At 62.2% G+C, this 13309-nt stretch carries 12 protein-coding genes; 7 read left to right on the top strand and 5 right to left on the bottom strand.

Going from position 1 to position 13309, the window contains the following annotated elements; all coding sequences use genetic code 11:
* Positions 1–109: 109 nt before the first annotated feature.
* Entirely contained in the window at positions 110–529 is a 420-nt protein-coding gene (locus tag E4O97_RS14715; RefSeq protein WP_005791686.1) for a hypothetical protein, read from the top strand.
* A gap of 9 nt (positions 530–538) precedes the next feature.
* Positions 539–1432, top strand: coding sequence for a cation diffusion facilitator family transporter (locus tag E4O97_RS14710; RefSeq protein ID WP_032879326.1), 894 nt, complete (start codon positions 539–541; stop codon positions 1430–1432).
* Here the strand turns inward: E4O97_RS14710 and E4O97_RS14705 are convergent.
* Complete coding sequence (locus tag E4O97_RS14705) at positions 1429–2385, bottom strand: DUF6515 family protein (RefSeq protein ID WP_216092148.1); 957 nt, start codon at positions 2383–2385, stop codon at positions 1429–1431. The genes E4O97_RS14710 and E4O97_RS14705 overlap by 4 nt on opposite strands.
* 416 nt (positions 2386–2801) lie before the next feature.
* On the opposite strand from E4O97_RS14705, the gene E4O97_RS14700 reads away from it, so the two are divergent.
* Together E4O97_RS14700 and E4O97_RS14695 are read left to right on the top strand one after the other, a co-directional pair.
* The gene (locus E4O97_RS14700) at positions 2802–3281 is read left to right on the top strand and encodes an Lrp/AsnC family transcriptional regulator (protein ID WP_003194418.1); all 480 of its coding nucleotides are present in this window, start codon (positions 2802–2804) and stop codon (positions 3279–3281) included.
* 193 nt (positions 3282–3474) lie between these two features.
* Positions 3475–3684 (top strand): DUF2788 domain-containing protein, encoded by a 210-nt coding sequence (locus tag E4O97_RS14695; RefSeq protein ID WP_025999909.1) that lies wholly within the window; start codon positions 3475–3477, stop codon positions 3682–3684.
* On the opposite strand, the gene E4O97_RS14690 is transcribed toward E4O97_RS14695, so the two are convergent.
* From E4O97_RS14690 to E4O97_RS14675, 4 genes are all read right to left on the bottom strand, one after another.
* The gene (locus tag E4O97_RS14690; protein WP_248129878.1) at positions 3679–4311 is read right to left on the bottom strand and encodes a pseudouridine synthase; all 633 of its coding nucleotides are present in this window, start codon (positions 4309–4311) and stop codon (positions 3679–3681) included. The two genes, E4O97_RS14695 and E4O97_RS14690, sit on opposite strands and share 6 nt — an antisense overlap.
* A gap of 71 nt (positions 4312–4382) precedes the next feature.
* Positions 4383–5855: an AMP nucleosidase gene (gene amn, locus E4O97_RS14685; RefSeq protein ID WP_164699529.1), complete on the bottom strand. Its 1473-nt coding sequence runs from the start codon at positions 5853–5855 to the stop codon at positions 4383–4385.
* Positions 5856–5930: 75 nt separating this feature from the next.
* A complete protein-coding gene (locus E4O97_RS14680) occupies positions 5931–7589 on the bottom strand; it encodes an acyl-CoA dehydrogenase family protein (RefSeq protein ID WP_078822411.1) in 1659 nt (552 codons plus the stop codon).
* A 68-nt stretch (positions 7590–7657) separates the two neighbouring features.
* Positions 7658–10057 carry a hybrid sensor histidine kinase/response regulator gene (locus tag E4O97_RS14675; RefSeq protein WP_103734848.1) on the bottom strand — a complete coding sequence of 800 codons (2400 nt, stop codon included), beginning with the start codon at positions 10055–10057 and terminating at the stop codon, positions 7658–7660.
* Positions 10058–10332: 275 nt separating this feature from the next.
* On the opposite strand from E4O97_RS14675, the gene E4O97_RS14670 reads away from it, so the two are divergent.
* From E4O97_RS14670 to hemL, 3 genes are read left to right on the top strand one after another with little or no spacing between them, the layout of a single operon-like run.
* The gene (locus E4O97_RS14670; protein ID WP_248161570.1) at positions 10333–11130 is read left to right on the top strand and encodes a hydroxymethylpyrimidine/phosphomethylpyrimidine kinase; all 798 of its coding nucleotides are present in this window, start codon (positions 10333–10335) and stop codon (positions 11128–11130) included.
* A gap of 32 nt (positions 11131–11162) precedes the next feature.
* Positions 11163–11786, top strand: a complete 624-nt coding sequence (gene thiE, locus E4O97_RS14665; RefSeq protein ID WP_032879317.1) for a thiamine phosphate synthase — start codon at positions 11163–11165, stop codon at positions 11784–11786.
* 19 nt (positions 11787–11805) lie between these two features.
* On the top strand, positions 11806–13089 hold the full coding sequence (hemL, locus tag E4O97_RS14660; RefSeq protein WP_057012857.1) for a glutamate-1-semialdehyde 2,1-aminomutase: 1284 nt from the start codon (positions 11806–11808) through the stop codon (positions 13087–13089).
* The last annotated feature ends 220 nt before the right edge of the window (positions 13090–13309 follow it).

The following is a 13309-nucleotide window of genomic DNA, read 5'->3' as shown; positions in this document are numbered from 1 at the left end:
TATTTCCTGAACCGTCGCAATCGCAGGCAAGCCAGCTCCCACATTGGTTCATCGGCGTCTGGCCGATCTGGCTTATAGTCACCCTTAAATATGTTCAGGAGACTTTTTCATGCGTATCGCTTCCCGTGTCATCGGCGGTGTCCTCGCCGTCACCCTGCTGAGCCAACTCACCGCCTGCGGCTCGATTTTCTACCCCGACCGCCGTGGCCAGATCGACGGCAAGATCGACCCGGCCATTGCCGTGCTCGATGCCGTCGGCCTGCTGTTCTACGTGATCCCGGGCCTGATCGCGTTTGGGGTCGACTTCGCCACGGGCGCGATCTACTACGAACCCGGCAAGACCGCCCAGGTCGCGCCCGAGAAATTGCACGAAGCCATCGGCGCCGACGGCAAGGTCGACAATGCCAAGCTGCAAAGCATCATTGAGAAGGAAACCGGCCGCAGCTTGCCGCTGGACGACCCGCGTCTGATCCAGTTCAAGGGCAGCGTGCAACAACTCGCGTCCCTGGGCCTGCAGCCCGCCGCGTAAGGACAGCCCATGACCAGCAGTCCCGAACACGCCAGGCTTCTGCGCCTGGCCACCCGCGCCTCGGTGGGCGTGGCCAGTGTGCTGATTATCACCAAGGCCATCGCCTGGTGGCTCAGCGGCTCGGTGAGTATGCTCGCCGGGCTGACCGACTCGCTGCTCGACGGCGTGACCTCGCTGTTGAATCTGCTGGCCGTGCATTACGCCCTGCGCCCGGCCGATGACGATCACCGTTACGGGCACGGCAAGGCGGAGTCGCTGGCGGGCATGGCGCAAGCCTTGTTTATTGCCGGCAGTGCGGTGCTGATTGCGCTCCAGGCCTTTGAACGGCTCAAGCATCCGGAGCCGGTCGGCGCACCGTGGCTGAGCATTGGCGTGATTATCCTGTCGCTGGCGCTGACCGTGGCCCTGCTGATGCTGCAACACCGCGTGGTGCGCGAGACCGGCTCCAACGCGGTGCGCGCCGACTCGCTGCACTACCGCTCGGACTTGCTGCTCAACGGCAGCATCCTGATTGCGCTGGTGTTGGCCGGTTTTGGCTTTCATCAGGTCGATGCCTGGTTTGGCCTGGGTATCGCCGCCTATATTCTGTGGAGCGCGATCCAGATCGCCCGCGAAAGCTTTGCGGTGTTGATGGACGAAGAGTTACCGCCAGATGTCAGCCAGCACATGCTGGAACTGGCTCGTGGCGTACCCGGCGTGCTGGGTGCCCACGACTTGCGTACGCGGGTTTCCGGCAACCACTGGTTTGTGCAGCTGCACCTGGAGTTGCCGGGGGAATTGACGCTGTCGGTGGCTCACGGCATCAGCGACCAGGCCGCCGACGCCATTCACCGGGAATACCCGAAAGCCGAAGTATTGGTGCACGCCGACCCGCTGGAAGTGGTCACCGGCAACAAAACCTAGTACTGCACCTGATACCCACGACTGCCCAGGCAGTTGCCCTGGGCCTGGCGGTAGGTTTGCACCACCGCCGGGTCCGGGGCGTAGGTGACGGTGCGCGGGTCGAAGCCGCTTTGCTGCACCGCCCAGCGATAACAGTCGTAGCCGTCCTGCTGCACCTGCGCCGGCGATTGGCCGTTGGCAGGGTAGGCCACTACGTCATAGCCGTTGCCTTGCGGCGCCGGCTGGGGCGATGGCACTTGCGCAGGAGGCTGCACCACCACGTATTGCTGGGTGCTTTGCTCATAGGCGTAGTACGCGCCAGCGGCAAGGAACAACAGCGAACCCCCTACCCATACTTCACGCGCATAGTCGGGCAGGTAATGCACGCGGATGCCATAGGGTGGCGTCACCACCACGTAGCGTGGACCTTGGGGGCGATACCAGTAGCCGCCGGAGAAAAAGTAGTCCTGGCCACGGTAAGGCACGCGGTAATTGCGGTCGGGGAAACGGTCGATGACATAACCAGGGCGATGTTGCGGGCCCGGACCCCAGCCGTTGCCATGCCCGTCGGGGCGGCCTGGCCAGCGGTTATCACCGGGGCGATCGTTACCCGGACGCGAACCGGGGCCGCCAGCCTCCCAATGCCGATTGTCATCGGGGCGCCTGGGGATATCACGGTAATAACCCTGGCGCGGTTCCTGAGTCTGGCGCACCGTGTCGGGCTGGCCCTGGATCGGCAGGTTATTGGAAGGTTGCGGTGCAGGTCGCCCTGGCTCATGACCTTGCGGGCGACCTTGCCATTGGCCACCCTCGTGCTGGCCGCCGCGATCATCCTGCGGGTTTTGTGGACGTGGCTGATTGTGCTCAGGCCGTTGACCCGGGCCCGGTGAGTTATCGCGCTCGTCGGCCATTACCTGCGTGCCGACGCTTGCCACCAGCAAACCAACACCTGCCATACGCCAGATGCGCTTCATGCTTTTCCTCACTGCGGATTAGGGCCTACACATGAGACTGGAAAAGCCTCACCCGGTTCTCACGCAGGTTATCAGTCGTGGGCACTATTTTCTCAAGGCAAAAGAAAAGGGGTGACCCGTCGGCCACCCCTTGAGAATTTCGTCCGTGCTCAACGCTTTTGACGTTGGCTCACCTCACGCCGTCTTGTGGACAGTGTGCAGCCTGGAGGCCGGCTCAACCCTGCTGGGGCGGCGGCCGCAGCGGGCCTGATTGGGCGCGCTGCTGTGGACTGTTGTCCAGGCGGTGATTCTGTTGGTAATCATAGGCGTGCCGGGCGGACAGATGATTGCGAAGATTGCGTCAATAAACAGTGCTTGCGCAATTTTTAACCCTTCATGGATAATTCACCGCAATAGTTACGACAAAGGCCAACCCAATGAGCAAGCTTGACCGATACGACCTGAGTATTTTGGCGGAATTGCAGCGCGACGCGAGGATCTCCAACCAGGAGCTGGCCGAACGCATCGGCCTGTCGCCTTCGCCCTGCTCGCGCCGGGTCAAGCAATTGGAAGACGACGGCTATATCGCCCGCCAGGTCGCCCTGCTGGATCGCAAGATGCTCGGCCTTAGCCTTACAGCCTACGTATTGATCGGCATGGACCGGCACACGCCGGAGCGTTTCGAGAATTTTGAAGCCGCCATTCGCACCTTGCCGCAAGTGCTGGAATGCAGTTTGGTGACCGGGATGGACGCGGACTACCAGTTGAAGGTGGTGGTGCCGGATATGGACCATTACCAGAAACTGCTGCTGGGCCATCTGACCCGCATCGAAGGGGTGACCAGCGTGCGTTCCAGCTTTGTGCTCAACCAGGTACTCAACAGCACCGAACTGCCGCTGACCCACCTGCGCACCTGAGAACACTGAGATTCAAATGTGGGAGGGGGCTTGCTCCCGATAGCGGTGGGTCAGTTGATAAATAACTGACACTCAGTCATCGGGAGCAAGCCCCCTCCCACATTTGGATTGTGCTTCGACTCAGGTCAATGTTGCGTCTGTAACGCTGCCGTATACTGCTCGCTTGTCTTGCTGGAAGAGCCCCATGAACAACATCGACCCCGCCCTGTTTGAAGAATGGATGATGACCGGCCTGGTCACTATCCTCATCATTTTCATGGGCTTTATCGTCTGGGACCTGGCGAAGAAATCCAAGGCCGGGCGCTTTGGCTCATTCATTCTGTTTTTCGTGCTGGGCCTGGGCGTGGCCGCGTTCATCATCAAGAGCGTGGTGATCGGCTTGATCGAGTCCGGCGCTTTATAGGCGCGCCGGTACTGCTTTCCATTGGCCTTGATCCAGGCCGTCGATAGACCAGTCACCAATGCGCACGCGCACCAGGCGCAGCGTCGGCAGGCCCACCGCTGCGGTCATGCGCCGTACCTGACGGTTGCGCCCTTCCCGAATCACCAATTCCAGCCAATGGGTGGGCACGCTTTTACGAAAACGTACCGGCGGGTTGCGCGGCCATAATGCCGGCTCCTCCAGTTGTCGGGCCTCGGCAGGCAAGGTCATGCCGTCGTTCAGCTCGACGCCATCGCGCAGGCGTTGCAGTTGTTCTTCGGTCGGCTCGCCTTCCACCTGCACCCAGTAGGTTTTCGCCAGCTTGTGCTTGGGGTCGGCGATGCGCGCCTGAAGCTGGCCATCGTTGGTCAACAGCAGCAAGCCTTCGCTGTCACGGTCCAGGCGCCCGGCCGGGTAAATACCGGGAATGTCGATGAAATCCTTGAGGGTCGCGCGACCGCCTTCGTCGCTGAACTGGGTCAACACGTCGAACGGCTTATTGAACAGGATCAGCTTCGGCTCGGCCGGTGGCGCCTTGGCGACACGCCGAACAGGCTGCGAAGGTTTCACGCCTGGGCGGCGCGAATCGGGACGGGTAGGACGGGACATGGCAAAGAAACATCTAACGGTCAGGACCGACAATGCTAGTGGCCTGACCGCCAAATGACCATCCCAACCGCTTAGCGGAACGGCGGCTCGTCGAAGCTGCGCAGTTTGCGCGAGTGCAACGAGTTGAGTTCGGTGCGCAACAGGTCGACCGCCTCGATGCCGATCTTCAAGTGCTGGCTGACCGCACGCTCGTAGAACGCGTTGGCCGAACCCGGCAGCTTGATCTCGCTGTGCAAGGGTTTGTCGGATACGCATAACAAGGTGCCGTAAGGCACGCGCAAACGGTAACCCTGGGCGGCGATGGTGCCGCTTTCCATGTCCACGGCCACGGCGCGGGACAGGTTGATCAGCGGCCGTTCCTGGGCCCAGCGCAATTCCCAGTTACGGTCGTCATAGGTCAGCACGGTACCGGTGCGCAGGCGTTTTTTCAGCTCTTCGCCTTTTTCGCCAGTGACGTGGGCCGCCGCTTGCTGGAGCGCCAACTGCACCTCGGCCAGGGCCGGGATCGGGATGTTCGGCGGTACCACGCGGTCAAGAATCCCGTCACGGCGCATATAAGCGTGGGCCAGTACGTAGTCGCCGATGGTCTGGGATTGGCGCAGGCCGCCGCAGTGGCCGATCATCAGCCAGCAATGCGGGCGCAACACGGCCAGGTGGTCGGTGATGTTCTTGGCGTTGGACGGGCCCACGCCGATGTTCACCAGGGTCACGCCGTGGCCGTCACTGGCTTGCAGGTGATACGCCGGCATCTGGTAGCGATGCCAGACCACGCCGGCGGCAATCGCCGAGGCTTCGCCGTGGTCCATGCTCTTGTCGATGACCACGTTGCCCGGCAGCACCATGCGGATAAAACGCGGGTCGCTGCGCAGTTGTTCCAGGCCGTGCAGGATGAACTGGTCAACGTAGCGGTGGTAGTTGGTCAGCAGGATCCACGGCTGTACATGGCGCCAATCGCTGCCGGTGTAATGCACCAGGCGGCGCAGGGAAAAGTCCACGCGCGCCGCGTCGAACAATGCCAGGGGCAGCGGGTCGGTGTTTTCCCAGTCGTAAAGGCCATCGGCAATGCCGTCGGTGGCGGCGGACAGGTCGGTACTGGGGAATACGCGGGCCAGGGTCGCGGCGGTCACGCCGGAGCCGGCCAGTTCGTCGCCCTGCTCCACCACATACGGGTACGGAATGTTCTGCTGGCTGACGCCCACTTCCACCGTGACGGTGAAGTCGTGCATCAGCGGCACCAGTTGCTCCAGCAGGTACTTACGAAACGCGGCGGGGTGGGTCACGGTGACGCTGTAGGTACCCGGCAGTTGCACCTTGGCATATGCACGGGTGGTCTGTGGGACTTCGCCATGGCAGTGGTAGGTCAGGCGCAGTTCCGGGTAGCGAAACAGTGCGCGTTGTGCGGCGTCGGGCTCGACGCGGTCCTTGAGGTATTGCTTGAGGGCTTGATTGAGCGCGCCGGTGGCTTGCTCATGCAGAGCCGCCAGCCGGTCCACGGCTTCTTCGGCGGTTTTAACGACAACAAAAGCTTCGGTCACGGTAAGCATCCTGTGTTCTGGACTTGCAGGCCTTTATCTTGCCTGTATCCCGGCCTCACCGAAACAGCCGGATTGGAATGCACCTTAAAATATGGGAGATGGCGGGGTTGAGCGCGCGACTATGGCTTCTACATCCACCCCACGCGGCAAGGTGCCATATACCCGCCCCGACGATTCGCCCAACCGGCTGGCGATAAACCCGTCGCTGACCGCCGCATTTCCTGCTTCCAGCAATAACTTGGCCTGCAACGCCACGGCAATATCCTCGGTCAACTGCCGCGCACGGTACTGAATGTCCTGGGTGTCCATAAACGCCGACTTCAACTGCTCGATATGCCGCGCCAGTTGCTTGTCACCATGGCCGTCTCCCAACTCCACAAACAGCACCTCCAGCACGCCTGGCTCTTTGGACAAGGCGCGGAGTACGTCCAGGCATTGCACATTGCCGGAACCTTCCCATGTCGAGTTCACCGGCGCCTCACGGTAAAGACGCGGCAGGATGCTGTCTTCCACATACCCGGCGCCGCCCATGCATTCGGCGGCTTCGTTGATCATCGCGGGCGCTCGCTTGCAGATCCAATACTTGCCCACCGCCGTGACCAGCCGAGCGAACTTGGCTTCCTGTTCATCTTCAAGATGATCCAGGGCGCGCCCCATGCGCAGGCTCAAGGCCAGGGCCGCTTCGCTCTCCAATGCCAGGTCGGCCAGGACGTTCTGCATCAGCGGCTGCTGGTTGAGCACGCGGCCACCGACCAGGCGGTGCGCGCAGTGATGACTGGCCTGGGTCAGTGCCTGACGCATCAAGGCGCTGGAGCCGACCATGCAATCGAAGCGGGTCATGGCGACCATTTCGATGATGGTCGGCACACCCCGGCCCTCTTCACCGACCATCCAGGCCAGGGCGCCGCGAAACTCCACTTCGCTGGACGCGTTGGAGCAGTTGCCGAGTTTGTTCTTCAAGCGCTGGATATAGAACTCGTTGCGCGTGTCATCCGGGCGGTGCCGGGGCAGCAGGAAACAGGTCAGGCCCTTGTCGGTCTGGGCCAGGGTCAGGAAGCCATCGCACATCGGTGCCGAGCAGAACCACTTGTGGCCCACCAGTTCATAGGCCTGGCCGGGCCCACCCGCGCCCACCGGATAAGCGCGTGTGGTGTTGGCCCGCACGTCGGTGCCGCCCTGCTTCTCGGTCATGGCCATGCCGATGGTGGCGCCGGCTTTGTGGGCAATGCCGACGTTGCGTGGGTCATATTGGGTCGAAAGGATTTTCGGCAACCAGCGATCTGCCAGGTCCGGTTGCAGGCGCAAGGCCGGAACGCAGGCGAAGGTCATGGTCAGCGGGCAACCGGTGCCGGCCTCGGCCTGGCTGTGCAGGTAGGTCATTGCCGCACGGGCCACATGGGCGCCGGCCTGCGGGTGAGCCCAGGGCAGCGACGGCAGGCCATGCTCAACGGCAGTGCGCATCAGTTCGTGATAAGCCGGATGAAACTCCACCAGGTCAATGCGATGACCATAACGGTCATGGCTGCTGAACACCGGTTTGTTCTGGTTGGCCAGGAACCCGGCTGCCATCAACGGCCCTCCGGCCAGCGCGCCGTAGGCATCGATACGCGATTCGGCCCAGCCGGCGCCAAAGCGACGCGACCATTGCTGCAGGGGCAAGTCGATGCGATACAGGTTGGTGCCGTCCAGGGACGGTGGCTGATTGGTGACGTCGTGGGTTTCGGCAAACTGATGCAGGTTCATGACGGGCCTCCTGGAAAAAGGCCACGTGAAAGAGGGGCCTTGAATTCAGTTAAGCACCGACCTCACGCTTAAAACAGTGGCATACCCGCCGAATGCCCGGCGCTTTCGCCCTCACCCAAGCGCAACACGCGGCGCTCCAGCACCCCTTGCAGGGCTTCGAACCGCACCGGTTTAGCCAGGCGATCAGTCATGCCGATGCCATGGCAGCGTTCACGCTCTGGTCCATCACTTGAGCTACTCAAGGCGATCACCGGCAACTCACCACAGTCGGGCAGTGCACGAATCTGACAGCACAATGAGAAGCCGCCCTCCGGCACGTCGAGCAGCACCGCATCGAAGCGATTGCCTTGTAATGCCGCCAGTGCCGCCGGGCCGTTATCTACGGTTTTCACCCGGTAGCCGAGTTTGAGCAACATGCCACGCACCGCCAACTGGCCGACGCTGTTGTCGTCCACCAGCAACACGGTGCAATCCTGGGGCGCACGCTGCCTGGGCTGCGCTTGCCCGCTCGGCTTGGGTTGCGCAGGCACCACGCTGACGTCCACCTCCAACTGAAAACGGCTGCCCTTGCGCGGCTCCGAATGATGGGTCAGGCGCCCACCCAACAGCTCGATCAACTGCCGGCAAATCGCCAAACCAATGCCCAGGCCGCCGTATTCGCGAGTCATCGAGCCATCAAGCTGGAAGAAGCGCTGGTACAGCGTGGCCTCATCGAGAAAGGCGAAGCCGATACCGGTGTCGGTGACAATAAAGCTCAGGTGCAATGCACCCTCCCCTTCGGGCACCCCGACCACGCGCAAGCGCACAGCGCCGAGTTGGGTAAATTTGAATGCATTGTCCAGCAGGCAATCCAGGCATTGGAGCAGTTTGTCGGCATCGCCGATCACCCGGTCCGGCAACTCATCGGCAACATCAATGGAAAACGCCAGGCCCTTGCTCTGCGCGCTGGGGGTGAACTGCTGGCGCAAGGTGTCGAGCACACCGCGCAGGCTGAACGCTTGCGGCTGGGCCACCATCCGACCGGCCTGCAACTCGGTCAGGGTGAGGATACCGTTGACCATGCGCATCATGTCCCGCGCCGAGCCCGCGGCGGTTTGCTGGTACTGCGCCAGGTCCTCGCCCAACGGCACGGTCTGCATCAATTCCAGGGAACCAATCACCCCATTCATCGGCGTGCGCAGTTCGTGGGTCAGGGTGGCGAGAAACTCGTCTTTGAGGCGATTACTGCGGGCCAGTTGCTGGTTGAGCGCTTCGAGCTTCTGGCTGGCGTCGAGGAGGATTTGCGCCTGCTGTTCGCGCATACCGTTGATGCGGTCGGCCAGGGCCAGGGACAGCAGCGCCACTTCAATGGCCGAGCCGAGCTGGCTGGCGTACATGGTCAGGAACACGTTGGGCAGGTAGCCCAGCACCATCAGCGTATTGACCACTCCGCCCAGCAGGAACGCCGACCAGGCGATGATGAAGTAGCGCGCCATGCGCTGCCCGCAGTACCAGGCCTTGATCGCGGCGACAAAGATGGTCACGGTGAACACCAGCGCCAGGCCGGTGGCCAGGCGCAGGGCCACGGCGTAGCTGGTCAACAGCGCCAGCGCCATCACCACGCCGCCGCAGGCTGCCAGCGCCAGCAGGATCCGGTCGATCCAGCGGCTGTGCTGCACGGTGTGCAGGAAGCTGCGAGCGAACAGGCTGCCGAACAATGCCGCCGATCCGATCAGGAACGGCACCGCCGCATTCGCCCACCACGGGTTGTTCGGCCAGAAGTACTGCACCGCGACGCCATTGACCGACAGCTGGTACAAGCCGAACGATGCAATATAGAGGATGTAATAGAGGTAGCTGGTGTCGCGCACGCTGAGGTAAATGAACAGGTTGTAGATCAGCATGCCCAGCAGCACACCATAAATAGCCCCGAGTACATACAAGCGCAGCGGTTGTTCTTCCAGGTACGCCGTGCCCGCCCACAGGGTCAGCGGCGCCTGGATCGAGCCCTGGCTTTGCAAGCGCAGGTACAGGGTCTGCTGCTGATCGGGCGCAAAATTGAGCTTGAACAGGTAATTGCTCTGGCTCACCTCACGGCTGGAAAACGGTAATGCACTGCCGGTGCGGGCGGTCAGGCGGTAGTGACCGGTGCCGTCGCTCTGATACAGGTCCAGGCGATTGAGCGGCGGATAAGCCAACTCCAGAAACCAGGTGCGCGGTGCACGGGGATCTGTTGCGCTGTAATGCAGGTTGACCTTGAGCCAGAACACCGAGCGCGAATAGCCGGCGTTGAGAGTGGCTTTGTCATGGGTCTTGAACTGGGCGGCGTAGGCGGGGGAACTGACATCGGCAATGGTGAGGGCATCGGTTGGGTCTTCGAGCACTTGCATGACCTGGCCCAGCGGCAGGCTTCGCGTGTCCTGGTTGAACTCGACGGCGCCGGCGAGCAAGGGTAGCCCGCACAATATAAAGATCAGCAAATAGCGCATAGAGCCCCAGCGTGGCCTGTCCGGTTATGTCAAAAGCCCCCCATCCTTTTGAGAAGACGTACACCGGCGATACAGTAAGTTGTTTGAATGCACTTTAGCATAGCCATTAAAGGCCATTGGACACCATTGAACTATTTTTTTGAAAGGCTCTACATCAAGGCCTTCAGAGGATTTTCATGCTGTTTCAATCGCCAGAAAAGCGCTGCTTCAGCGCTCACACTTCAACCATCGTCAGACGGCCACGCAAAAAGCGTTTGGTGGTAAGCTCGCGCACCATGAATATCTACAGCTCTCGCCCTGTTGTCCTCTGTCTCTCCGGCCACGATCCCAGTGGTGGCGCCGGCTTGCAGGCAGATATCGAAGCCCTGCTCGCCCAGGGCTGCCACGCGGCCCCGGCCGTCACAGCGTTGACCGTGCAGAACACCGTCAATGTCAGCGACTTCCGCGTGCTCGACCGTGAGTGGGTGCTGGCCCAGGCCAATGCCGTGCTCGGCGACTCCGAAGTCGCAGCCGTCAAACTGGGCATGCTCGGTTCCACCGCTATGGTCGATACGGTGGTCGAACTGCTGCAGGCGCACCCGCATCTGCCGGTGGTCTGCGACCCGGTGCTGCGCGCCGGTGGCGGCGGTAGCCTGGGCAAGGACGAAGTCGGCTATGCGATGCGCGAGCGGCTGTTGCCCTTGTCACTGATCGCCACGCCCAACCTGCCGGAAGCGCGCATCCTGGCCGAACTGCCAGACGGCACTGCCGATGAATGCGCCGAGAAACTGTTGCCGTACATCAAGCACCTGCTGATCACCGGCGGCCATGGCGACGAACACGAAGTGCACAACCGCCTGTACAGCCGCGACGGCACGCGCCATACCTTTACCTGCCAGCGCTTGCCCGGCAGCTATCACGGTTCGGGCTGCACCTTGGCCAGCGCCCTGGCCGGGCGCATCGCCCAGGGCGAAGGTTTGGCCAGCGCGGTGCAATCGGCCCTCAACTACACCTGGCGCACCCTGCGTGACGCCGAGCAACTGGGCCAGGGCCAGTTCGTGCCGCGCCGGCTGCCGCTGGATTTCTGCTCGTAACTTATCGCTTGTCACAGCAAGGGGCTTGCCCGATGAAACTACGTGGCCTTTACGCCATTACCGACAGCCAGCTCCTGGCCGGCAAGTTCCTCGCCTACGTCCAAGCGGCGCTGGACGGCGGCGTGACACTGTTGCAGTACCGCGACAAAAGCAGCGACGAGGCACGGCGCCTGCGTGAAGCCGAAAAGCTGTATGAACTGTGCTCGCGCTACAAGACTCAATTGATCATCAACGATGATGCCGAACTCGCCGCGCGCCTGGGCGTGGGCGTGCATCTGGGGCAGACCGATGGTCCGCTGACCCCGGCCCGTGCGCTGCTCGGTTCCAAGGCGATCATCGGTGCTACCTGCCACAGCCAGATCGAACTGGCCGAACAGGCCGCCAAGGAAGGCGCCAGCTATGTCGCCTTCGGGCGCTTCTTCAATTCCACCACCAAGCCCGGCGCACCTGCCGCCACCGTTGAAATGCTGGCCGAGGCCCGCACGCGCTTGCAGTTGCCGATCTGCGTGATCGGCGGCGTGACCCTGGACAACGCCGAACCGCTGGTGGCCCACGGTGCCGACCTGTTGGCCGTGGTGCACGGTTTGTTCGGCGCCGACAGTACTCAGGAAGTCACGCGACGCGCCCGTGCTTTCAATGCCCTTCTTAAAATCTGATTTCAGAGAGACGTCCATCATGTCCCGTTCCGAAACCCTGTTTGCCAATGCCCAGAAACACATCCCCGGCGGTGTGAACTCACCCGTGCGTGCGTTCAAGAGCGTGGGCGGCACGCCGCTGTTCTTCAAACATGCCGAAGGCGCCTACGTCACCGACGAAGATGACAAGCGCTACGTCGACTACGTCGGCTCCTGGGGCCCGATGATTCTCGGCCATAGCCACCCGGACGTACTCGACGCGGTGCGCCAGCAGCTGCAACACGGCTTGTCCTATGGCGCGCCGACCGCCATGGAAACCGAGATGGCCGACCTGGTTTGCGCCATCGTGCCGTCGATGGAAATGGTGCGCATGGTCAGCTCCGGTACCGAAGCCACCATGAGCGCGATCCGCCTGGCCCGCGGTTTCACCGGCCGCGACAACATCATCAAGTTCGAGGGTTGCTACCACGGCCACTCCGACAGCCTGTTGGTCAAGGCCGGCTCCGGCGCGCTGACCCAAGGCGTACCCAACTCTGCCGGTGTACCGGCGGCATTCGCCAAACACACCCTGACCCTGCCGTTCAACGACATCGCCGCCGTCGAGCAAATGCTCAGCGAAGTCGGCCAGGACGTGGCCTGCATCATCGTCGAGCCGGTGGCCGGCAACATGAACTGCGTACCACCGGCACCGGGTTTCCTCGAAGGCCTGCGCGAGCAGTGCGACAAGCACGGCGTGGTGCTGATCTTTGACGAAGTGATGACCGGTTTCCGCGTCGCCCTCGGCGGCGCCCAGGCACACTACGGCGTCACGCCGGACCTGAGCACCTTCGGCAAGATCATCGGTGGCGGTATGCCAGTAGGCTGCTTCGGCGGCAAGCGCGAAATCATGCAGCACATCGCCCCGCTGGGCCCGGTCTACCAGGCTGGCACCTTGTCGGGTAACCCGCTGGCAATGGCCGCTGGCCTGACCACCCTGCGCCTGATCAGCCGCCCGGGCTTCCACGCCGAGCTGACCGACTACACCACCCGCCTGCTTGATGGCCTGCAGCAGCGCGCCGACGCCGCGGGTATCCCGTTTGTCACCACCCAGGCCGGTGGCATGTTCGGCCTGTACTTCAGCGGCGCCGACGACATCGTCACCTTTGATGACGTGATGGGCAGCGATGCCGACCTGTTCAAGCGCTTCTTCCACCTGATGCTTGAAGGCGGCGTGTACCTGGCGCCGAGCGCCTTCGAAGCCGGCTTCACCTCGATCGCCCATGGCGAAGCCGAGCTGAAACTGACCCTGGATGCTGCCGAACGCGCCTTCGCGGCCCTGAAATAAGTGACCCACGTTCTGACGTTGCCCCCCAGGCAGCGTCAGATTTGCTACTTTGCTTACAGAAGTTTCCTGGTTTTTTCGAGAATTGCCCTGCAATCCGGCAGATAACTTGCCCAAGCAGCAGAAAAACGAGTAAAGACTTTGTAAGCAGAGGCCTGCTTATTTCATAATGCGCGCTTATTGGACTCCCCGAGGGTCCGCGCGCCCCGTCAGAGGTAAGTCG

This window comes from Pseudomonas sp. W15Feb34 (genome assembly GCF_023127765.1).
Classification (GTDB): Bacteria; Pseudomonadota; Gammaproteobacteria; order Pseudomonadales; family Pseudomonadaceae; genus Aquipseudomonas; species Aquipseudomonas synxantha_A.
The sequence above is the reverse complement of the archived record's forward strand: the minus strand, read 5'-3'. Positions and strand labels throughout refer to the sequence as shown.

Excerpts from the sequence above, each read along its gene's own strand:
- E4O97_RS14715 (WP_005791686.1), top strand. The coding sequence starts at position 110 with ATGCGTATCGCTTCCCGTGTCATCGGCGGTGTCCTCGCCGTCACCCTG.
- E4O97_RS14710 (WP_032879326.1), top strand. The coding sequence starts at position 539 with ATGACCAGCAGTCCCGAACACGCCAGGCTTCTGCGCCTGGCCACCCGC.
- E4O97_RS14705 (WP_216092148.1), bottom strand. The coding sequence starts at position 2,385 with ATGAAGCGCATCTGGCGTATGGCAGGTGTTGGTTTGCTGGTGGCAAGC.
- E4O97_RS14700 (WP_003194418.1), top strand. The coding sequence starts at position 2,802 with ATGAGCAAGCTTGACCGATACGACCTGAGTATTTTGGCGGAATTGCAG.
- E4O97_RS14690 (WP_248129878.1), bottom strand. The coding sequence starts at position 4,311 with ATGTCCCGTCCTACCCGTCCCGATTCGCGCCGCCCAGGCGTGAAACCT.
- amn (WP_164699529.1), bottom strand. The coding sequence starts at position 5,855 with ATGCTTACCGTGACCGAAGCTTTTGTTGTCGTTAAAACCGCCGAAGAA.
- E4O97_RS14680 (WP_078822411.1), bottom strand. The coding sequence starts at position 7,589 with ATGAACCTGCATCAGTTTGCCGAAACCCACGACGTCACCAATCAGCCA.
- E4O97_RS14675 (WP_103734848.1), bottom strand. The coding sequence starts at position 10,057 with ATGCGCTATTTGCTGATCTTTATATTGTGCGGGCTACCCTTGCTCGCC.
- E4O97_RS14670 (WP_248161570.1), top strand. The coding sequence starts at position 10,333 with ATGAATATCTACAGCTCTCGCCCTGTTGTCCTCTGTCTCTCCGGCCAC.
- thiE (WP_032879317.1), top strand. The coding sequence starts at position 11,163 with ATGAAACTACGTGGCCTTTACGCCATTACCGACAGCCAGCTCCTGGCC.
- hemL (WP_057012857.1), top strand. The coding sequence starts at position 11,806 with ATGTCCCGTTCCGAAACCCTGTTTGCCAATGCCCAGAAACACATCCCC.